Below are 22,076 nucleotides of genomic sequence, written 5' to 3' on the forward strand. Positions count from 1 at the left end.
GGGTAAGCACACCGTTTTCCAAATTCTACATTCTGCGTAGGTAGATTGCAATTTTTTAGCCCCAGACTGAAGTATGGGACGCTTTACCTACTCAATTAAATTCATCGGCAAAGACACTGTAAATGCAGTATTACCGAGCACCGACTCCACATCAATTTTACCCTGATGTTTTCCAATTATTTTTTTGACAATATCCAATCCTAATCCGCTGCCTTCTCCCGCTGGTTTCGTAGTAAAAAATGGTTCAAAAATTTTCGGCAAAATCTCCGGTGAAATTCCATTGCCGGTGTCGGTAATTTTTACAACAACGTTGGTATCTTGCTGAAAGGCGTCAATTGTTAAAGTTCCTTGATTGTCCATCGCTTGTAAGGCATTATGAATTAAATTTGTCCAAACTTGATTGAGTTCGTCGGGATAACACAGTACCGCAGGCAATGGATCTTGATAGTTTCTGACGATTTCCACACCCTGCTTTAGCTGGTTCTGATAAAGAGTTAATACAGTTTCAATTCCCTCAGTAATATTCACCTCTATTTTTTCGCCATTTACATCGTAACGCGCATAACTCTTCAGGGCAAAGACGACTTTTGCAGCGCGTTCTGTAGCGGTAGCGATGGTTCGGGCACTTCTCTGAATGCTAGCAAAATCGTAGGCGGTTTTGATAATATTTTCGCTATCAGGGTCTTTGAGCAACGGCAAAAATTCTTGCAGGTTTCCCTGCAATCCGATATTTACTAAAATGCTAGCAAGGCTGTCAGCATTATCAATCCCTGCCGAATCTAGTTCCTGCTTCACGCCTCTTTTAAATTCCCGTTTTTCTCGCGTAGATAAAGAGTGATTTTGTTGGCGGGAACTGTACATTAAACTCAAGAAATCCTTCTGGCGTTCGGCTGACAATTCTTTAAAAAAAACTGGCAAACTTTCGATATTGTTATCCAAAAAGCTGGTAATATTGCCAATAGACGATCGAATCGCCCCCAGTGGCGTATTGATTTCGTGAGCAATGCCTGCAATCAGTTGCCCTAAGGCGGCCATTTTTTCTGATTGAACTAATTGCTCCTGAGTTGCTTGCAATTGCTCTAAAGTGACTGTCAGTTCATCGTTTTTATGTCTAAGTTTTTTTTGCAATTGGCACATGGCTAAATGCGTTTCTACCCTCACTAGAACCTCTTCCACCTGAAAGGGTTTGGTAATATAATCTACTCCGCCGACAGCAAAGGCTTTGACTTTATCTAGTACGTCATTTATCGCGCTAATAAAAATCACCGGAATGTCGCGAGTGCGTTCATCAGCTTTGATTTTTTCGCAAACTTCATACCCATTCATTTCGGGCATCATAATATCCAGCAAAATTAAATCGGGCGGCATACCTTTTGCTGCCGAAAGCGCTAACTCGCCGCTAGGTACGGGGCGGACTTTGTAGCCCTTGCCATTCAAAATTCCGGCTAGCAGTCGCAAATTAGCTGGGGTGTCGTCAACTACTAAAATATTACCGCGATCTGTGCTAGGAATGTCGTTATTCATGTGATGTTGCTTGAGAGATTAACTTTAAAACTTTGTCGTACTCGAAATTTTCTATACAATTGGCGATCGCAGCAGCCGTTACTGTATCCTTTAATCTAATTTGGTCGATCGCACTTTCAATCAAATCCATATCTGCATTTAGGATTGCCAGCTTTAACTCCCCTAGCAGCGACTCAGGCAATTTCACGAAGTCAGTCGCAGTCATTTCGCGATCGCGCTCTTTGATTACCGATAAGTTAGCTTGACCCGGATCTTCATAAATATAGCGCACTCCGATATGTTTGTGCATAGCATCGAAAATATCCGCTTCCCGGAAAGGTTTCCGCATAAAAGCATCGCAACCAGCCGACAAAATAACTGCTCTTTCTTCCTCCAAAACGCTCGCAGTCAGCGCAATAATCGCGGTAGCTTGACCTTTAATCGTGCCTTTAATGTGTTTTGTTGCTTCGTAGCCGTCCATCACGGGCATTCTCATGTCCATCCAAATTAAATGCGGTGCCCAACTGTCCCAAATGTCAATAGCTTCTTGACCGTTAGTAGCTTCTTTCAGTTCAAAGCCCAGAGGATTGAGAAGTTTTATTAACAGTTGGCGGTTGAGCGGTTTATCGTCTACTATCAAAATTCGATAGGGGTGTTGATTTGGTTCTAAGCCAATCACATTGCGAATCAGTTTTGGGACTTCAATATCAGCCACATCGACTGCAACAACTTGAATGTCAAATTTAAAATTAGTCCCCTTACCGACAGCAGAACTGACGCTCACTTCGCCCCCCATTAATTCCACAAACTTGCGGCTAATTGGCAATCCCAAACCTGTACCTTCTTGCGAATCTTTGCCTGTCTGGGTTTGCACGAAAGCTTCAAAAAGATTGTCTAATTCATTGGCAGAAATACCAGGCCCAGTATCTTCGACTTCAAAATGGAGGAAGAAGGAATAGGCAGAAGCTGAATGGTCATTGTGGGCTGCATAACTCGCATTTTCTGAATGACTTAAATGGGATGTTTTAACACCATTAATTGCTATTTTTTCTGTATTTTTATAGTCTTTTGATGTATTTTTTTTTGCTGATTCTTCTTGCTGAATTAGACCGTCTAACTGCTTGCTGACTCTGACAATGACACCGCCATTTTTTGTAAATTTAAGAGCATTATTGAGGAGATTAATCAATATTTGTCGTAACTTCAACTCGTCAGTTTCTATGTATTGTGGCACGTCTGGACTGTGGTCAAAAACTAACTGCAAGTGCTTGTCATCTGCCTTAAGTTGAAACATATCGTCTAAGTCATTGAGCAGGCGATAGAGGTCGATTTTTTTGGGATTGAGAGTGGTACGCCCCGATTCAATTTTAGATAAATCGAGCACGTTATTAATCAGGGTGAGCAGGTGTTCTCCGCTGCTGTTAATTATGCTAATATTTTCTTGATGTTCTGGGGATAGAGTTTGGCTGCGAGTCATCAGTTGGGAAAAGCCGAGAATTGCATTCAGGGGCGATCGCAATTCGTGACTCATATTGGCTAGAAACGTACTTTTAGCTTGATTTGCTACTTCGGCTTTGTCCTTAGCTACAGCCAATTCGGCAGTCCGCTCTCGCACTCGCTGTTCTAAAGTTTCAAAAGATTGTTGCAGTTGTTGAGCCATGCTGTTAAATGACTTGGCTAATTCCCCCAATTCGTCGGAGCGTTGACTTTCTACTGTGGTGTCCCATTCACCTTTAGCGATATTTTTTGCTGCTGTATTTAAGCGCAAAATAGGATTTGTTACCCAGCGAGAAGTTTGAATGCCAATAGAGACAGCTACTACTAAAGCTGCGAAACACAGCCAAATCGTCGTGCGGGTATTGCCATCGATTTCTTGGGTAAAATCTGCTTCGGGAACAACTACTACAATTAGCCAGTCTAAACCTTTGCCATCTTGGAACGGCAGGACTTTTAAAAATTGTCGTTTGCCATCTATTTCAAAGTTTAATAACTCCGCTTTTTCAAGTTTGTTGAATTCCCTAAAATGTGCAGTCAAGTATTTACCTGTTGCTTGAGTAAAAGGGTTGCTGCTTTCTTCGACTTTAAATAATTGTTTTTCATTGCCACGAGTGCGAAACGGTTTTTCGGGGGTGGAAGTTGCTAATAAAGTGCCTTGGCGATCGATAATAAATGTTTGACCGGATTTGCCAACTTTGAGACTGTTGAGAAATCTTCCAATATAGTCGAGACGTAAGGCAGCAATTAATACTCCTTTTAGCTGATTTTTGTCGCTGTATACAGGTTGGATAGCGCTGATAATTAATGTCGGTTCTAGGAAGGAAACATAAGCCGAACTCCAAGTGGGTTTGCCTGCTTTTACGGCAGCTTTGTAGGAAGGATGTTGCCGATTGTCAACAGCCTTGACAACTGTTGCTACGGTAGTGCGATCGCCTCGCTCGTTCGTATGGTAAGAATAAAAATTGAATCCGGTAGATTTCTCTATCACATTCATGGTTCGGGAACCGTTAGACAGTTGTTCTCCTGATCTATAATCTCCTTTCTTGTTGCCAACAGCCGTAAAATTTATATAAGGATATAATTGTACTTGTCGCCAAAGATATTTCTCCCAATCTGATAAATTTTCCATTTTTAACAAGCCCAGTTTGACAGTATCGAGCTTGCTTTGATTGATTTGATGGGGAGTGTTCAGGTAAAGTTGCAGGTTTTGCTCGACACGCAAACTTACTTCGCTCATTAACTGACTGGCAAGGTTATTAACTGCTTTTTGTCCGTTTCTAAAAGACAAATATCCTACCAGTCCCACTGCTCCCACGATTTGCAGTACAAATGGAACTATGAGAACTGTTCGCAGCGGTAATTTATCTAAAATTTTAGAGACCATAAGATTTACAGGTTTAGTGAACTTAGTTTAAAGCCGTCTTTGCAGAGCTTGTCTTAACAGCAGCAGCATTTATAGCCGGCTAGCTAGAGGGCATTGATGCGGGTCAACTTAGCGACTGTAGATGCTTAACGCCGATCGACTGTGAGCCTAATTTTGCTATGTTAAAGTCTATTATTTTACCCATTGTCGTATTATTTGGAAAATTTACGTAAAATTGACCGTCTGTGGCTGTTAGAACTGCCTGATGCAGGCTGGAAGCGCGATTTGCACCCCATCAGCCCAGTGGTTTGGAGACAGGCGATCGAATTTGCTCGATCCACTAGCCATTTTCCGCAAGACGTGTTATAGTCGGACTATACTCGCAAAAGTCGAGGGCACGTAGCTCAGTGGATAGAGCATCAGGTTCCGGTCCTGAGGGTCGGGGGTTCGAGTCCCTCCGTGCTCATTTAAGTGAATAAAAAGATCGATCGCGAACGATCGATCTTTTTTTATGACCAATGGTTAAGAAGTGATGGCTGTTTGGGCGAACTCACACCACAGCGGTGCGCGCCGCGCCACCTACAAGCATACTGTTCACTATTAAATATCGTCATCGTTTTGACCTTGCACACCCTGAAGAATCCGCGATAACTCACTCTTCTCATTAACCGTAATCCGAGTCGGAGAACCGCTGATAATCCGTTCGTAACCGCGGAACGAATCTTTAATTTGCGGGCCATTTTCAGTAATTGTGTATTCCCGAATCCCTTTGTCGTGCCACGAACCGCGCATCTTAAACACATTAAGTGCCCGCGACATTTCCCCGCGAATTTCTACATACTGCAACATGATAATCGTGTCAGTAATCGTAGAAATATGGGAGTCCGTAATCGAATTAGAACCCATAAACTGGTCGCTGGTATTCGTGAAAAAGCCAGTAATTTCTTCCTGCTTTGCAAAACCAGTCACCCCAATCACAAATTGCCGGAAAGCATTATTGCTGACACCTCTAGCTAAAGCCGAAAGTGAGTCTATGGCAATTCGAGAAGGTTTGAATTCAGCAATTTCTGATTTAATCATCTGCAAATGGTCTTCCAAACCCGCAGATTCTGGGTAAGTGCATAGCAGTTTCAGCAGTCCTTTTTGTTCCATTTCCTCAAAATCAATGCCCCAAGAATAAGCATTGCGGAACAACTGAGCTCGCGACTCTTCATAGGCAAACAGCAGCGCCCGATTTCCGTTCATACAAGCATTCTGCAAAAACTTACTTACCAACAGCGTTTTGCCGGTTCCCGTCGCACCCGTAGCCAAAATAATCGAGTCTTTAAAAAACCCGCCGCCGCACATCTCGTCGAGAATTTTATCGCCGGAAGAAACCCGCACGTTAGAAGACTTTTGAGTTAATCGCATCGCCCCCAGTGGAAAAATATTAATACCGTCATTAGTCATCGTAAAAGGATATTCGCCCTTCATGTGAGTTGTACCGCGCAACTTCAAAATTTCGATGGTGCGGCGGCGGCGTTCTCCTTCCAATACGTTGCGAACAATTACCACATTATCCGATACAAATTCTTCCACTCCAAACCGCGCCACCGGGCCGTATTCTTCCACCCTTTCGGTAGTCATAACTGTAGTTGCGCCTACTTGTTTGAGGCGCGCCACTAAGCGAAAAATTTCTCGGCGCACTACAGAGGCAGCTTCGTACTGCTGAAATACGGCTGTCACTGAATCTATAGAAACGCGCTTGGCTTTGTACTTGCGAATGGCGTACTGAATTCGCTCGATTAAGGCAGATAAATCAAAATTTCCGACGATATCTTGACCTTCGGGATCGGGTGAAGCGTCCAAAATAAATAGCTTACCTTCGTCTATTAACCGTGCCAAATCCCAACCGAAACTGCAAGCATTTTTAATAATATCTGTGGGAGATTCTTCAAAAGTTACGAGCACTCCAGGTTCGTCAAAATGGGTGATTCCGTTATAGATGAATTGTACGGCAAATAAAGTTTTTCCCGTTCCTGATGTGCCGCTGACTAGAGTGGTTCTGCCAATGGGCATTCCGCCGTGACTGATGTCATCGAAACCCTCAATCATCGTGCGAATTTTTTCAACTCCTGCCGTTACAAATCCTTCTGGTTGCAGTGTTTGACTAATTTCATTCATTTCGATTTTTGTCAATTTTCAGTATTATTTCGTTGTTACTCATTAACCGCAGCTCATGAGTCTTTGTACTCAATTTTTAGTTTGGGCTGTTGCTCGATAACTAATGACTGCGGACTGCGGACTAATGACTGTCACCTGATTGTCTTATGAATTCAGGTCTTCTTCGCGGAGTTCTTCATAGAGCAAATCTAATCCTATCAGAACTTTCTCGCGATCGGACAAATCGCCAATAATTTTTCGCACCGGCGGTGGCAGGATTTTCGCTAGAGTCGGGGTTGCCAAAATTTTGTCCTCTTCTGCTAGCTGAGGATTTTTGAGAACGTCGATGACTTTCAGCGCGTAGACTCCTTGAAATTCTTGTTCTAGGATGTCTTTTAGGGTTTTCAAAGCTCGTACTGAGTTGGGAGTATTCCCGGCAACGTACAGCTTGAGAATGTAGGTTTTCTTCAGAGGACTCATGAACTTTTTATAATGTTGAGTATTAGTTGTCAGATATTAGTTGTAGTTGTTATTTGTCTTAAATCCGCTGTTCTTTGTTATTTTATAATAATTTCAGCATCACGATCGCGCTGCCGGCTCTCTTCTCCTTTCTTATTTGTTAAATTCTTCCTTCTTCCTTCTTCCTTCTTCCTTCTTCCAGAAAGAATTGGTTTAAAGCCGGAACCCTTGTAGGGAGAAATTAAAATCAGACTATTCATTACTCCAATCCTGGGACTTCCAGGTAGAGGTCGCCCTCATCCCTTCGACTGCGCTCTTCGAGCAAGCTGTCAACTTTCAACTTTCAACTTTCAACTTTCAACTGAACTTGAGATGGCTCTTTCGGAATGGATCGCCTATACATCTCGCACAGGTGAGCGATCGCGTCAATGAGAGTCAATCGGTAATCCAGCAATATTTCCTCGCTGCGCCCTTCTAATTTTAGCTGTTTAGCAAATTCGTCCATCAATCCCATGTGAATTTCTACAACTTGAGTCACGGGAACGTCAGCAAAAAAAGCTAAATTCACAAATTCATCGATTTGATTGTTGACCGCAGTATCTTCAGAAAAATAATTCAAAACGATTTCGCGATAAATTGATTTGAGTTGCTCCAAAAACTTTTGCTTTTCTGGCCCAGACAGATTTCGCAAAAAAACCTGGGAATTTCTTTTATAATACACGCCTAAGTATCCTAATCGCTCCCGTAATTTTTCCGCAAGCCGCCGCTGCTGTCGGCTGAGCAAACTTTGAGCAGTCAATTGGGCCGTGGCATCGATGCTTGCGGATTGGTCATTGACAGGAACCGGAGTTGAAAGTTTGAGAAATTGGGCGATCGCCCGATCGATACTTGCAGCTATTTCAGTCGATCGATCGATCGCCAGTTGCACCTCAGCCGGGTGATAAAAAAAAGCACAACTTTCGTCTTGACTCTTCTGGGATCTACTGGCTGCGGCCTCAAAACCATCCGAAGGTGGTGCTTCTAGCCTTCCATCTTCCCCGGGGTGGGGCGAAAAAATCACAGCAGGCAAAAAGAGCGATCGTGCTTGCAGCTTGCTCAGGAACTCGCGCAGATCTCCATCTACCTCAACAACCAAACAATCGACATGGTAATTGTGCTTCAGGAATCCCAAAAACTCCACCGGCGATTTAATGTGCGTTAAAGTATAACGTTCGCGCGTCAAAAGCTCGATCGCACAGCCTGCGATTTTCTCAGAATGGACAAAAATACCGATCGACAGTTGGGGAAGCAAAGCTGTAGGTGAAACACCGGCATTTGCTGAAAGTGCTGGATCGCTCAGAGTTGATATCTCCTTTACAAAACACTTAATATTTTAACAATTATTGCAACATTGATTTAACCAATCTTAACAGCAAAATTGGTAGCAACCTTTGATCGGAGGGATCATCAAAGTTTAATCTCTCCGTGCCTCAATGATCCCTCAGCCTGATTTCTGCAATTAAGCTTAAGGCTTAAAATAAGTGATAGTCGCCTCAAATCAGTTGCAGGCATAGAATTCGCAGGCTTAAGTGCCGATCCCGTGCGAGATAGCGAACTGGTATAAAACAAATAAGATACAAAAATCGGCAGCTACATTGGGTATCAAAAATATTACTGCTATTGATAGTAGACTCTCAGGTTTGTTATGCCAACCATCAGTCCCAGCCTCAAGAACTTTATCGAGCCAGTGCCACTGTGCCGACTCACGGCGGCACTAGGATCGCTGCGGTCAATTTTCAGCGAGGGCAATTGCGATCGAGTCGCAGTAGTCAACGAACAGCTACAGCCGCTAGGATTAGTTTACCTGCACAGCCTTTGGGCTGATGGACTCGATCGCACAAACGACTGGGAGCAACCTTTGTCAGAAAGCTCGATCGCGATCGAGCCGATCAGAATAGTATCTGCCACTCTGAGCATCAGTGAATTCTGGCAGTACCTGCAAACAGAGGAACTTAACACCCCAGCAAGTAGCCAAACCGTCGGCGGTTTCTCGAAAATCCCGATCGGCTTGACAGATGCCAGCGGTCAATTTTTAGGACTGTTAGACAGCCTAAGCCTGCTGCAATTCGCCGCAAACAGCAGCCTGACAGCGCAGCCAACAGCAGTCAAAGAAATCGAATTAATACCCGTTTCCGCAGCCATCGCCACCGCCCGTGCTCAAGTGCGCTTTCTAGAAGCAGGATTGAAACCCTCGGAAAACCTCAACTCCCTAGTCCAACTGCTGGAAAAACTGCCTCTGCCCCTGAGATTGCAAACCCCCACCGGACAAATAGTCAGTCAAAACGCAGCGTGGCGGATTTTGCTGGGAGCAGGCCCAGAACCAGTTCCAGAACCAGCAGCAAATTTGGGCAAACACTCGCCCCACAAACCAAGCCATTTAACAACCGAATACACGAGCGCCCAGGTAGAAGCGATCGCCCAAGAGTGCAAGAGCTTAGTAGGAGTAGGTCGATCGGGCGATGGACTGCGGGATAGCTTCGCCGCGCGTGATTCAACAGCCGCCACCAGTTGCTCGCTACCCCTGTACGCCGCCGCCTGCCCATCAACCTTAACCGCTCCAGCTTGGTGCCCCACCGCCGGCAAACCAGACACATATATTTGTGATTGTCCTGTACAAAAAGGTCAAGAACGGATCTGGCAATTTGTCAAGCAACCGCTGTCGGACAACCTAATTTTAGTCATGGGACAAGATGTCACCGAAGAACAGTTAGTTGCCAAAGAACTAGCAGCCAAAAACGCAGATTTAATCCACCTAAACCGACTCAAAGACGAATTTTTATCCTGCATCAGCCACGAACTAAAAACCCCGCTCACCGCCGTTCTCGGTTTGTCAAGCCTACTCAAAGATAAATTGATCGGAGAACTAAACGATCGCCAAACACGCTACGCCAAACTAATCCATAAAAGCGGGCGGCATTTGATGACAATAGTTAACGACATTTTAGATTTGACCCGAATGGAAACCGGGCAGCTAGAACTAATTCTCGAACCAGTCGAAATAGCAGCCACCTGCAAAAGAGCCTTTGAACAAGCAAAACAACTGCAACAAGAAGAAAAATCCACTCCCCAGCCGAGCAAAACCGACGGCGCAGCTTCCGAAGAACCATCGACCGAAATCGAATTTACACTCGAAATAGAACCCGGACTGAACTATTTGATTGCCGACGAACTGCGGCTGCGACAAATGCTCGTCAATCTGCTTGCCAACGCCCTAAAATTCACCGAAGTTGGTGGCAAAATCGGATTAAAAGTAAATGTTTGGGAAGGCTGGCTCGCATTCACCGTTTGGGACACAGGCATCGGCATTCCTGCCGACAAACAACACCTGATCTTTCAGAAATTCCAACAACTTGAAAGCCCGCTTACCAGGCGCTTTCAAGGAACCGGACTGGGATTGGTACTGACTCAACGGCTCGCCCGTCTCCACGGCGGAGACGTTTCGTTTATTTCCTCAGAAAACCAAGGCTCTGAATTTACCTTGTTGCTGCCGCCAAATCCTCCGGGAAATAGCGGGGAAGAATCCCCAGCAGGTACAGCCACCGAGGGAGAATTTTTACAACCAAAATATCAAACTCCGATCGCCAATTCTCGCTCTCGTTTAGTATTAATAGTCGAAGCAGTTCCCAAATATATCGAAGATTTAACCAACGTCCTCTCCGGTTTGGGCTACCAAGTAATAGTCGCCCGTTCCGGCACCGAAGCGCTGGAAAAAGCGCGCAGGTTCAGTCCCGAAGCGATTTTTCTCAACCCGTTGCTGCCGCTGCTGTCCGGCTGGGACGTGCTGACGCTGCTCAAGAGCGATCCAGATACTCGATCGATTCCGGCGATCGTCACAGCCACCAGAGGGGAAAAAGAACGGGCTTCTGTTAACCGCGCCGAAGGCTTTTTGAGCTTGCCAGTGGAAGAATTCGCTTTGCGGCGCTTACTAGACTCGATCGGCCACCCCGATGCCAGTACCCAGAAGGTGAGGAGTTCTTTAACTGTGTTGTGGATCAGCCCGCAAAACAGTTCCTCTCAAGGTTCTGCTTTACTGCTAAACCCCACTTACTGCCGCGTTTTGGAAGCAGACGACCTCGGCCAAGCAGAACTCGTAGCGCGAATTTGGCGGCCTGATGCGATCGTCTTGGACAGTACAAGTCAACTGCAAAACCCCTTAGCTTTTATCGAACAGTTAAGTCGGTCTCGAACTTTGGGTTCTCTCCCCTTGGTGACTTTAGACCCCGCAACTACGCAACTGGCAAATCAAGTCAAAGGATTGTCGGTATTTCCCTGTTTGGCAGCCAGTAGTCCCGATGGCACGGGGTTGGTAGCTTCTGCGTTGTGGCAAGTGATTCAAGTAGCTGCGGGCATGAGTTGGAAGCCCAGCATTTTATTTGCTGACATTTCGACTTTACCGGACTTGCACCGCGTGGCTGGGGGGAACCCGACGGCAGAATTGGAAAATGGCGATCGATCGACAAAAGCCGAGATTCCCATACCCCATTCCAAGTTTTCTACTCCCAACTTTCAAGCTTTGATTCAGTACATCCAAACCGCAGGATTTCGAGGGGCGATCGCTCCCTGCTGGACAGAAGTTTTGCAGCAGTTGCAATATCAAAGCGTTGACTTAGTGTTGCTGTGCTTGCGAGACGCCCCCTCAGAATCCCCCGCTATGTTGCAGGCGCTATCGAACCTGCGGCAAATGGCAGTAAAACTGCCAATTTTAGTCTGGGACGATCGGTCTACTGTAAATTTGGAATCTGAGGCGATCGACTTTTTGTTGCAAGAAGTATCTGCCAAAATTTTACCTTCTTCCTTGTCAGCAGCACAATTGTTGGACAAAATTCAACAGACTTTATTAACTCACTCAAGTTCCTAAAATAGAAGAATTTATCCGGTTCGTAGTGAAGACTTTAGTCCGCTAAAAAGCAGTGAATCAAAACTATTATTCTTGAGTGTGCAACAGAATTTTGGGACTATTAAAATCAAAAGTAGGAAGCGTTGCGAGTCAAGAAGCAATATCAAAAATCAAAAAAATGAGTTATTATAGGCGATCGAGAAACCATTATACTTTTTTCTGGGGCTGTACAGTGCCTAATCGCATTCCTTTAATATCTCTGGTGTTCGCACTCGGTTTGTGGACAATGCCCAAGCCTGTTGTGGCACAGGCACTTCTGCCTTACACCCTGCAAATCGACTCGACCGGGCTCGAACAGACAGCCTTGAGCCTTGCAGAACGAGCCGTCCAGCTAGCCAGACTCCAGCAGTACCAACTCGCCGTCCCCAGTGCCGAACTTGCGACGCAGTTAGCCCCCAAGAATGCTCAAACTTGGACTTTGTTAGGCAGCTTGTACCTTCAAATCGAGCAGTTTGACAAAGGCATTGAAGCTTTGGGGCAAGCTCAATCTCTGGCGCCAGAAAATGCCTCAATTAAATTTGTCTTGGGAGAAGCTTACTTTCGGCAAGCAAATTATGAGAAAGCAGCCGAATATTTGCAAGCAGGGTTGAAAATAAAGCCAGAGACTCCGGGCGCATTATTTGATTTGGGCAATGCTTTTTACAAGCTGAAGCGGTTCGATCAGGCGATCGCCCAATATGAAAAAGCCTTTGCTTTAGAAAAAAAACTCTGGCCCGCTATCAACAATATCGGATTAGTCAAATACGAAATGGGAGATGTCGATGGCGCCATTCGTCGCTGGCAAGAAGCGATCGCGATCGACGACAAAGCAGCAGAACCAATGCTAGCTCTAGCAGTAGCACTCTACACCAAAGGCGACAAAGAAAAAGGTTTAGCCCTGGGAGAGGCCGCCCTGAAATTGGACAGACGCTATACCACAGTAACTTTTCTCAAAGAAAACCTCTGGGGCGATCGCCTAATCGCAGCCACCCAAAGCTTCCTGGCCACTCCCCAAATTAAAGCAGCACTTACTGCAATTCAAGACGCCCCACCATTGCCCGATACATCGCCCTAATTCTAGTTAGGTTCGTCGTGAGGACTGAAGTCCTCAGAGCATTTTTTAGCTGAGCAAGATGTAATATGTTTCAACAGCATCAATCACACACTTCCGAATATCGCACCAATATTTCTACTCGTTACTAGGCTGTGCTTGGTAACGCAGATCGGTCGGCTCTGCCTCCTTTTTTCCAGCCGAGGCAGAGCCTCGCTGATATGGATTCCAAGGCAGAGCCTTGGAACCAGTTAAACCAGTTAATCCCCAATCTAAAATCTAAAATCTAAAATCTAAAATCTAAAATAGTATCACCTATGACATCCACCGCCACGATCGCCCCCCTAAGCTGGACAGAACTAGAAACACTCACAGACTTTCAAGTAGATACCGTCAACGGGCCAACGAACTCTCAAGCCCGCTTGCGCCTCTTCGGACAGCCCGAATCCGACGTGAGAGTCACACTGTACCGCGACAATCATGCCTGGTGTCCCTATTGCCAAAAAATCTGGCTGTGGTTGGAAGAAAAACAAATCCCCTATCGCATTGACAAAGTTACCATGTTCTGCTATGGGGAAAAAGAGAACTGGTACAAGCGCAAAGTGCGATCGGGAATGTTACCCGCGATCGAGCTAGACGGCCACATTATTACCGAAAGCGATGATATCCTAATCGCCCTAGAACAAGCCTTCGGCCCCTTGGGTTTGGGCATGGAAAACCCCCAAGTCCTTCCCCTGCGACAGCTAGAGCGAATGCTGTTTAGTGCTTGGTGCACTTGGCTGTGCCGCGTCAGTTCAGGCGGAGCAGACCAGCGCAACCGCAACCAATTTACCAGCGTTGTCGCCCAAGTGGAAGCAGCACTCTCGCGCACGCCCGGCCCTTATTTCCTGGATGAATTTGGCACAGTCGATGTAATTTTTACGCCCTACGTCGAACGGATGAATGCCAGTCTTTACTACTACAAAGGATACTCCCTGCGGGAAGAAAACCCGCGATTTGCTGACTGGTTTGCAGCGATGGAAAGTCGCCCCACCTATCGCGGCACTCAGAGCGACTTCCACACCCACGTCCATGATTTACCGCCTCAGATGGGCGGCTGCTGGGAAAACGGCGAACCCCAGATGCTACTCAACAAAGCCCGCGTGGATAATGGCCCTTGGGCCGGACTACCAGATGTGATGTATCCAGAACCGGAAACTTCCCGCGCTGAAGCACTCCACCGCGTCATCAAGCATCGCCAAAACATCATTCGAGTCAACCCTGCTGACGACAATTTGTTCGACGAAGCGCTGCGTTGTGCTTTAACTTTGATGATGACTAGCGAAGTTTGTACGCCGCCGGCTGGTTCTGATACGGCTTTGCGGTATTTGCGCGATCGGGTAAATGTACCCAGAGATATGTCAATTTACGCGGCCAAGCGGCTGAGGGAAAGCTTAGAGGAAACTGCGGCCATCGTGGGTGACGGCCAAGGCGAACCTATTCCCGTGAAGCACCGGCGGGATCAAGATCCGGCTAACTTTGTTTGACACTCCCCAACTATCGAGGTATGAGGATTCTTAATGCAGCGACTGACCTTTAAATGTTCCGTCCTTACCACAGTAAGCTGTTGAGCATTTAAATTGCATATTCGGGACGGGCTTCCACAGGTACGCCTTGGTGATGCTTCGCCTGGAGAATCGGTGTCGGTACTTTGAGCTGCGGTAATTGCGATCGATAATCCGACTCAAAAATCAACTTAATCATAGCTTGGGCAATATCATCGACCGACTGGCGCAAAATCGTAACCTGCACCGGATTGAGTATCGGGTACAATTTGCAAAAGAACTACATTGCTATTACGATCGCCACTCGACAAAAATCTAATGTCCCCAGTCGCACCGCTAACCTTAAAATCCGCACCAGCCAAGGTTTTAGCCAACATCACCCGCCCTGCTTGACCGCTAGAAGGAGCAATTTTCCCGATCGACCTTCCCAGCCGCAACACCTGCACCGCATCGTAACTCATCGCCGTCCGCCAATTAACATCAATTCCCCACAAATCTCTAGCTAATTCTACAAAATTTTGACTTTTACTATCAGCAAAATGCCAAGGGACAGAAATTATCGCCCCGTTCAAAGCTGCTCCACCTTGTTTCAATAAATCCGTATTGTAGAGAGCATCGCCGCCAATAATTGGCAAACCTTTTTGATTATTTCTAGCAATTTTTAGAGCAGAATTTACAGTATCTGAATCTGGCAGCAATACTAACACATCTGCTGCCATCCCATCCAGATGCGCCGTAGAATTTGGCTCGGACAAATCTACTTGCTTAACAACTTGACCGCCTTCCAAAATCAAAGTAGTAGAAAAAGCTGTTTGTAACGACTTGCTATAAGAACTTTTGGAATTGTAAAAAACCGCAGCCGTGCTTTTTTTCAGATTACTTAACATATAGCGAGCTAAAGCCGTACCTGTAAATTGGTCGCTGGGAATCGTCCGAAAGAAATAGTTCACGCCGTCAGGACGCTTCGGAACCGTTGCTAATTCAATGCTCGTGCTCGTAGGTGCGATCGCCACCATTTGATTTTGACTGTAAATTGGAGCAACTGCGATCGAGGTTTTGCTGGTTCCGTGACCGACAACCGCTAAAATACTGCTATCTGCAATCAGACTGTTCGCAATAGCTTGCGCCCGATTTTGATCGTTACCATCATCAGCAATTACCACCTTTAAAGGCACTCCCGCCTTAATTGCTTCGTCTTGAGCTTGAGCTATCCCACGCAAGATTTCCGCCGCCGCGCTGAGATTGTCGCTAATCGGAACTACTGCGGCAATTTTCAGAGCTTCCGCAGTGCCGAGTCGAGCGTTATTGAGATAAATCAAAGTTTCCGGGTCAGTGCGATCGACTTTTAAAGCCGCTTCTAGCTTGTTTACCGCCGTTTTGAAGTCTTTGGTGGCGATCGCACGAACTGCTGCTTGCTTGTCAGGATTGGCGGTGCTAGCGAACAAAATGCGATCGCCCGCACTGATGTAACTGCTGGCATCTACGGGCGAGGAAGTCTGGGCATTTTTCGATGCAACTCCGGGCAAATTAGGCACTTGAGGAACGCTAGGATTCAGTCTGCTATGAGCCAAATATACAGCATCTTTGAGGATACTTGTTAACTCATTTTTGAAGACAAAAACACCTCCGCCTAAAGCAATTAAAACTATCAAAAGTATATCAAAGATCCAGCTTTTTTTGCTATATTTTTGATAATTAGCCTGCTGGTGACTGCTCGCCAAAGTAGCCGCTGTCGGCTCATCCAAAGCAGCTAACATTTGCTGAGCAGTAGCGAACCGAGTTCGCGGGTGAAACCTAATCGCCTTATCCAGAACCGCCGCAAATCTCATACTCACCTTTGATGCGTGATTCTGCCACAGCATCTCCCTAGTTTGGGGGTCAACTTCTAAATCCTGCGGCCACTTTCCAGTCAGCAAATAAATTGCAGTCAATCCCAAACTGTACAAATCGCTAGAATATTCTGGCCGGCCTGCGGCTTGTTCCGGAGACATAAATTGCGGCGTTCCAATGGAGATAGTTACATCATTTTTCCCAGTTGTTACCGATTGATTAATTGTTTCCTTAACTACGCCGAAATCTATCAGCACAGGTAGATTATCAGAATTGCGTAAAAGAATATTTTGCGGTTTCACATCTCGGTGAATAATCTGTTTTCCATGTATGTAATCCAAAACAGCCAGCAGACTTGTGAGAATTTCCTTAACTTGTTCCTCGCTCATTTTACCAGTAACTTTTACTCGGTTGTTGAGCGTTTCCCCGTCTATCCATTCTAGGGCTAAGAAAAATAAACCGTTTTCCTCAAAGTGACCGTAAAGTTTGGGAATTTGAGAATGTCCTTCACCCAACTTTTCCAAAACAGCAGCCTCTTGAGAAAAACGCTCTCGAATGCTTTGGTCAATGTCAGGATTATCAATCTGGGGTTTAAGCTGCTTAATCACGCAACATCGGTGCGAAGGCATTTGCGTGTCTTCGGCCAACAATGTTAACCCAAAACCTCCTTCTCCCAGCTTATCAATTACCCGGTAGCGATTGTTTAAAAGTGTCTCAAATTCTGGGTTTGGTTCCGGGGGCTGCAAAATCTCGCCGTTGATTTGCACCGGGCTTTCTACTGCTAAAATTCCATATTTGCCGCTCCCATTTGGTTCAGTATGAATTAGTGTCGATGTATCGCCGTTGTCTTTTAACTTTCTCCTGAGTTCACAAATGCGATCGACTATTATTTGCTCTTCGTCACCTGTTGGGGGACGTTTATACAGCACATTGAAAATCGCGGCCGGTTCGACATATTTGCCATAGTGCTTGCTCAATAGCAGCAGCACGATATATTCTTCTTTGTTTAGGTCTATGCACTCTGAACCCAGCTTGACGGCTCTGGTTTTAGTATCGATGCTCAAGTTGTCCATATCTAAAAAAATTGTTTATAAAATAAAATCAATAAACTTGTGGAAAAGCGCAGAGCAACGCAGATGCAACGCAGATATTTTCCTGATGGGAAAGCGACTTTTTCAATCTTGTTTATAGTTCATTCTCTCTTGAGATTTGTTAAAGCGTGCAAGTCAACTGGCCCAAATCGCAAGTTTAAGCTTTGTTGGGACTTAAAAATTTTCAAGTTTTGTTAATAACTCACAGAGGTAAGCTCAGTATAAACCCTGTTTGACCAAGTATGGCAGCTTCTAGTTGAATATCGCCGCCGTGGGCCCGTGCGATTTCCCTTGCTAAACTTAGCCCCAATCCCGATCCTTCGATTTTTTGGATCTGAGTGGAGTCGCCGCGATGGAAACGCTCAAAAATGCGATCGCGCTCGCCAAAAGAAATATCTTGAGAACTATTGACAATTGTCACAATTACTCTTTTTTCCTGACACTCAGCCTGTAACCTGAGCCAACCCTTCGGTAAATTATATTTAATCGCATTCCCAACCAGATTTTGCAACACCTGCACCAGTAAATCGCGATCGCCTTTGATAAACAAATTGGGAGCAATTTCCATTTGCACATCTAAATGTGGTGCTAACAGTTCCATATCTTCGGCAATTTCCGATAGCAAAGCCGACACATTCACCTCAACTCGATGTAAACCCATGCGTCCGGCATCGGCTAGAGAAAGTAAGAGAAGTTTGCGGGTAATTTCACTTAATCGGCGAACTTCATCCAATAAATTACTCAGTGTTTGCTGCACCTCAGAACCAGATTCAACTTGATGCAAAGCCAGTTCTAATTGCCCTTGCAAAATTGCCAGCGGTGTCTTTAATTCGTGAGCAGCATCTCCACTAAAACGAGAAGCTTGTTTAAAACTTCGCTCCAGACGTTCTAACATCTGATTGAACACCAAAATTAATTCAATAAACTCTATATCTGTTGAACCAAGGGGCACGCGATCGTCTAGCCCCTGTACAGTGACATTACGAATTGCTGTAGTAAGTCGCCCAATTGGATACAGAATACTCCGCGATATCACCCATGCTCCACCGGCTACGAGTAAAAGCACTATGGGAATTGATACGATAAAGACATTAGAAATCGATGCCATTTCTAGAGCGATTCCTTTTAAACTAACGGCGATTGCTATTTGAGTCTGAGGAGAATGAACCGCGCCGACGCGCCAAATCTTCCTGTTAGTACGCATTGTTGCTAGTTGAGTCTGGAAAACTCGATGAAAATCAGGTCGATCGAATTCAGGGGGTCGATCCCGTGGGGGTCTTCTTTCTCTCGGTGGAAATGATTCTGGTCGATCGCGTGGGGGTCTTCTTTCTCTCGGTGGAAATGATTCTGGTCGATCGCGTGGTGGTGGATCTAGTAAATTCGGTGGAGGGGGAGGTTCTAACTCAAAAGGCATTCTCACAGGATCGGGAGGCGGTTGGGGTAGCGCTCGCCATAGTGAATTGGCATCAATTTCATCTTGCCATTGGGTCGATTTGTAGAGTAAATTACCATCTCGATCATTCACCAACAATGCCACATTTGCTTTCCCATTCATCCCCAAAACTAATGGCAAAGAAGCAGCATAATTATCCCATTGAGTCGATTGCGGGCGGGTAGCTTGGATTAACTGATTTTTGATTTCAGCATCAAGACGTTTGACCTTAGCCTCGTAAATTAACCACCACGAAACAATACTAAAGCCAATCAGAGCAACACTTCCCAGAACAGAACAGAATAGAGTAATCCGAAAGCGAAAAGATTGTAGTTTCATGATACCTCTTGCATTAATTCGCTTTCCTATCTTGAAATTATCTGCGTTGATCAGTGTTGATATGTCTAACATCTGCGGTTAATTTATCAATCATAGATTTATGCAATTCAAATCTGTGATGCTATAGCAACCGCCACATCGGTGAGGAAATATAGCAGTGGACAGTTGACAGTTGACAGTTGACAGTTGCAAGATCAGGAAATCAAACCGTTTAGGCTATGGGTTAGGAAGCTCTATTCATGAGGTTATTTATGTCCTCAATGCTGTGGCGATTGCTATAAATAACTTCATGAATAGAGCCGATACCCTTACTGCATCAATGGTTTGATTCCCGTTATGCAACTGTCAAATGTCCACTGTCAACTGTCAACTGCTATACATCTGGTTTGCGAAACCGATAGCCAACGCCGCGCACACTTTCAACCCATCCCACACCACCAATGGGTTCAATTTTCTTGCGAATGCGTTGAATACAGACATCTACTACATTCGTATTCGGATTAAAATCATAGCCCCAGATATGTTCGAGGATTTGAGTGCGGGTGAGCACCCTACCGGGCGATCGCATTAGATATTCCAACAGATTAAACTCGCGGGTTGTCAGTTCGACTTTATGTCGCTCGCAGGTAACTTCTCGGAGAATGCGATCGAGCTTAACCGGGCCAACACTGAGAATATTTTGCCCATCGCCGGAAGCACGTCGCACTACAGCATGAATCCGAGCAACTAACTCCTCAACAAAAAACGGTTTAGCCAAATAGTCATCGGCACCGAGATGTAAGCCTTGAATGCGATCGTCTAATTCATTGCGAGCCGTCAATAAAATCACAGGTACATTGCGCCCCGCTTTTCGCAGAAGTTTGAGGATAGATAATCCGTCTTTTCCCGGCAAAACAATATCAAGTACGATCGCATCATATTGATTATCCATCGCCCGCTCATAGCCGTCGTTGCCATTATCGCAATAATCCACCACAAAGCCTTGTTCTTTCAAGCCGATACAAACAAAATTAGCGATTTTTTCTTCATCTTCAACGTAGAGAATATTCATAAATTCACCGATGCGTTGTGATTATACAGTGATTGTTTATTTAATTAAATTACAAAATTGTAATCAAGCAGCAGAGTTCCCGGTCATGTTTGGGTAGTTTGATGCTGCTATCAACTTTTTTGCGGCAATCACTACCATGAAAAATCCTGCATTACTCGCATTACCTGCTACAGCCTTGCTGCTGGGATTTAGCAGCTTCACTTTGGGCGATCGAACTACAGTCAGTTTTAACATCCCGCTAGCCCAAAGCCAACCCGCGCCCGATCGACAGCGCAGACATCCGCCCCGTATAGATTTTGCCGCTGCGGCCAAACAATTAGGCATCACCGAAGCCGAGTTAATCGAAGCTTTGGGGCTACCAGCCAAACCGCCAGAATCGCCGAGTGACAATAATCGCCCGCCCAGCCCACCGCCCCCTCCTCGTTTAGATATTCCCGGTGCAGCGAAAAAGTTGGGAGTCACCGAAGCAGAGTTAATCAAAATTTTGGGTATTCCACCGCGTCCATCGGGCGATCGCAATATACCTGAGAATTCAGAAAAACGCTAATTTTTCAACATTACAAAACTGTAATCCTAGCACGTGGATAAATGTCATGTTGAACCAGCTTAATGATTGTAGTGACCAACTTAAAGGCAAGCGAGAATTCATTTCCTTAGCCTGACAACTGCTTCAAACATATAAAAATCATCGAGGTAATTACACCATGCCACAACTATTTCCTAATCCAAATTCAATCACTGCACCTGGCAATGTTTCTCCTCAAAACCAAGGTTCAATGGGCAATCCTCCACCTCCAAACCAAGGTGCAATGGGCAATCCTCCACCTCCAAACCAAGGCGCAATGGGCAATCCTCCACCTCCAAACCAAGGCGCAGAACTTGTCAGTTCTGCTTTACCTCCGCAAAACCCAACTCCACCCGCTCCACCAGCTAACAGTATCAGCACCACAGCAGGAAACGACAACATTACAGGAGATAGTTTAGATAACTTCGTCCTAGCTAGTAGTGGCAACGATGTGATCGATGGAGGAACAGGCACAGATTCAGTGAGCTATCTCGCCCTAAGTAACGCCATCACCCTCAAGGCTCAAGGAATTATCAGCAAAGGCACAGACGGTACAGATACCCTGCAAAATATCGAACAAATTATTGCTCCTTTGGGACAGCTTAATACGATTGATGCTTCCACTGGTACCGGCGCGGCTTCTATTAACGTGAATTTATCAACGAATAGTGTGGCGGTGAACAATATACCTGGTATTGGCACTCTGAATTTTACCGCAGAGAATTTCGCGAATGTCACGGGCACGCCCAATGTAGATGTGATTACTGGCAATAACCTAGACAATTCTTTAGTAGGAGGAGCGGGTAATGATACACTTTCGGGTGGGCGTGGTAATGATACCCTGATTGGAGTCAATCCATTGAGTGCGACACCGGGCACGAATGAAACGGATGTACTGATTGGTGGTCAGGGTAGAGATATTTTTGTGGTGGGTGATGCCGCAATTAGCTACTACAAAGGCACAGGATTTGCACAGATTCAGGATTTCCAACAGGGAATCGATCGCATTCAGTTACACGGGCAGCTTTCGGACTACAGTATTGTTGGTAATTCGATAAATTTGGCGGGTACTTCTGACCAAGTTGCTGTAATTCAAGGTGGCTTTACTCCTGATAGTTTCCTGTTTGTTTAAGCATTACGCAGCGAGGCTAGAAAGAGAAAGACGAGAAAGACGAGAAAGACGAGAAAGACGAGAAATTCGGTTTTTTACAAGACCGGGCGGTTGAAAGAGACTGTTGGCGAATTAAAAAAGGGTGAAACCAAACATCCCGTAATCCTGGCAAGAGAACTATGA

16 protein-coding genes and 1 tRNA gene are annotated in these 22,076 nt (G+C 45.4%); 7 read left to right on the top strand and 10 right to left on the bottom strand.

What is annotated here, in order from left to right:
* Positions 1-87: 87 nt before the first annotated feature.
* Positions 88-1,524 (bottom strand): hybrid sensor histidine kinase/response regulator, encoded by a 1,437-nt coding sequence (locus QUB66_RS19080; protein ID WP_265233651.1) that lies wholly within the window; start codon positions 1,522-1,524, stop codon positions 88-90.
* A complete protein-coding gene (locus QUB66_RS19085) occupies positions 1,517-4,384 on the bottom strand; it encodes an ATP-binding protein (protein WP_332969241.1) in 2,868 nt (955 codons plus the stop codon). Before QUB66_RS19085 ends, QUB66_RS19080 begins: the two co-directional genes overlap by 8 nt.
* Before the next feature lie 195 nt (positions 4,385-4,579).
* On the opposite strand from QUB66_RS19085, the gene QUB66_RS19090 reads away from it, so the two are divergent.
* Both QUB66_RS19090 and QUB66_RS19095 read left to right on the top strand, forming a co-directional pair.
* The gene (locus QUB66_RS19090; protein ID WP_332969243.1) at positions 4,580-4,732 is read left to right on the top strand and encodes a hypothetical protein; all 153 of its coding nucleotides are present in this window, start codon (positions 4,580-4,582) and stop codon (positions 4,730-4,732) included.
* Positions 4,733-4,756: 24 nt separating this feature from the next.
* Positions 4,757-4,829, top strand: a tRNA-Arg gene (locus tag QUB66_RS19095).
* A 134-nt stretch (positions 4,830-4,963) separates the two neighbouring features.
* Here the strand turns inward: QUB66_RS19095 and kaiC are convergent.
* From kaiC to QUB66_RS19115, 4 genes are all read right to left on the bottom strand, one after another.
* The gene (gene kaiC / locus QUB66_RS19100) at positions 4,964-6,526 is read right to left on the bottom strand and encodes a circadian clock protein KaiC (protein WP_332969244.1); all 1,563 of its coding nucleotides are present in this window, start codon (positions 6,524-6,526) and stop codon (positions 4,964-4,966) included.
* A 144-nt stretch (positions 6,527-6,670) separates the two neighbouring features.
* On the bottom strand, positions 6,671-6,985 hold the full coding sequence (kaiB, locus tag QUB66_RS19105; RefSeq protein ID WP_265233654.1) for a circadian clock protein KaiB: 315 nt from the start codon (positions 6,983-6,985) through the stop codon (positions 6,671-6,673).
* A 77-nt stretch (positions 6,986-7,062) separates the two neighbouring features.
* A complete protein-coding gene (locus QUB66_RS19110) occupies positions 7,063-7,224 on the bottom strand; it encodes a hypothetical protein (RefSeq protein ID WP_332969246.1) in 162 nt (53 codons plus the stop codon).
* Positions 7,225-7,307: 83 nt separating this feature from the next.
* Positions 7,308-8,255 carry a circadian clock protein KaiA gene (locus QUB66_RS19115; RefSeq protein WP_265233655.1) on the bottom strand — a complete coding sequence of 316 codons (948 nt, stop codon included), beginning with the start codon at positions 8,253-8,255 and terminating at the stop codon, positions 7,308-7,310.
* A 393-nt stretch (positions 8,256-8,648) separates the two neighbouring features.
* Between QUB66_RS19115 and QUB66_RS19120 the strand changes: the two genes are divergently transcribed.
* The 3 genes from QUB66_RS19120 (at position 8,649) to QUB66_RS19130 (ending at position 14,456) form a co-directional block, all read left to right on the top strand.
* Positions 8,649-11,861, top strand: coding sequence for an ATP-binding response regulator (locus QUB66_RS19120; RefSeq protein ID WP_265233656.1), 3,213 nt, complete (start codon positions 8,649-8,651; stop codon positions 11,859-11,861).
* Positions 11,862-12,072: 211 nt separating this feature from the next.
* Positions 12,073-12,954 (top strand): tetratricopeptide repeat protein, encoded by an 882-nt coding sequence (locus tag QUB66_RS19125; protein WP_442923308.1) that lies wholly within the window; start codon positions 12,073-12,075, stop codon positions 12,952-12,954.
* Positions 12,955-13,247: 293 nt separating this feature from the next.
* The gene (locus tag QUB66_RS19130; protein WP_332969248.1) at positions 13,248-14,456 is read left to right on the top strand and encodes a glutathione S-transferase family protein; all 1,209 of its coding nucleotides are present in this window, start codon (positions 13,248-13,250) and stop codon (positions 14,454-14,456) included.
* Positions 14,457-14,544: 88 nt separating this feature from the next.
* On the opposite strand, the gene QUB66_RS19135 is transcribed toward QUB66_RS19130, so the two are convergent.
* The 4 genes from QUB66_RS19135 to QUB66_RS19150 form a co-directional block, all read right to left on the bottom strand.
* A complete protein-coding gene (locus QUB66_RS19135; protein WP_332969249.1) occupies positions 14,545-14,706 on the bottom strand; it encodes a hypothetical protein in 162 nt (53 codons plus the stop codon).
* Positions 14,687-17,377, bottom strand: a complete 2,691-nt coding sequence (locus QUB66_RS19140; RefSeq protein ID WP_332969251.1) for a protein kinase domain-containing protein — start codon at positions 17,375-17,377, stop codon at positions 14,687-14,689. The genes QUB66_RS19135 and QUB66_RS19140 overlap by 20 nt, the downstream gene beginning before the upstream one ends.
* A 220-nt stretch (positions 17,378-17,597) precedes the next feature.
* A complete protein-coding gene (locus QUB66_RS19145; RefSeq protein WP_332969252.1) occupies positions 17,598-19,166 on the bottom strand; it encodes a sensor histidine kinase in 1,569 nt (522 codons plus the stop codon).
* A gap of 373 nt (positions 19,167-19,539) precedes the next feature.
* Entirely contained in the window at positions 19,540-20,217 is a 678-nt protein-coding gene (locus QUB66_RS19150) for a response regulator transcription factor (protein ID WP_332969253.1), read from the bottom strand.
* 136 nt (positions 20,218-20,353) lie between these two features.
* Between QUB66_RS19150 and QUB66_RS19155 the strand changes: the two genes are divergently transcribed.
* Together QUB66_RS19155 and QUB66_RS19160 are read left to right on the top strand one after the other, a co-directional pair.
* Positions 20,354-20,764 (top strand): hypothetical protein, encoded by a 411-nt coding sequence (locus QUB66_RS19155; protein ID WP_332969254.1) that lies wholly within the window; start codon positions 20,354-20,356, stop codon positions 20,762-20,764.
* A gap of 157 nt (positions 20,765-20,921) precedes the next feature.
* Complete coding sequence (locus QUB66_RS19160; RefSeq protein ID WP_332969255.1) at positions 20,922-21,914, top strand: calcium-binding protein; 993 nt, start codon at positions 20,922-20,924, stop codon at positions 21,912-21,914.
* Positions 21,915-22,076 lie beyond the last annotated feature (162 nt).

The sequence above is a fragment of the Microcoleus sp. A2-C3 genome (assembly GCF_036706065.1).
Taxonomy (GTDB): domain Bacteria; phylum Cyanobacteriota; class Cyanobacteriia; order Cyanobacteriales; family Microcoleaceae; genus Microcoleus.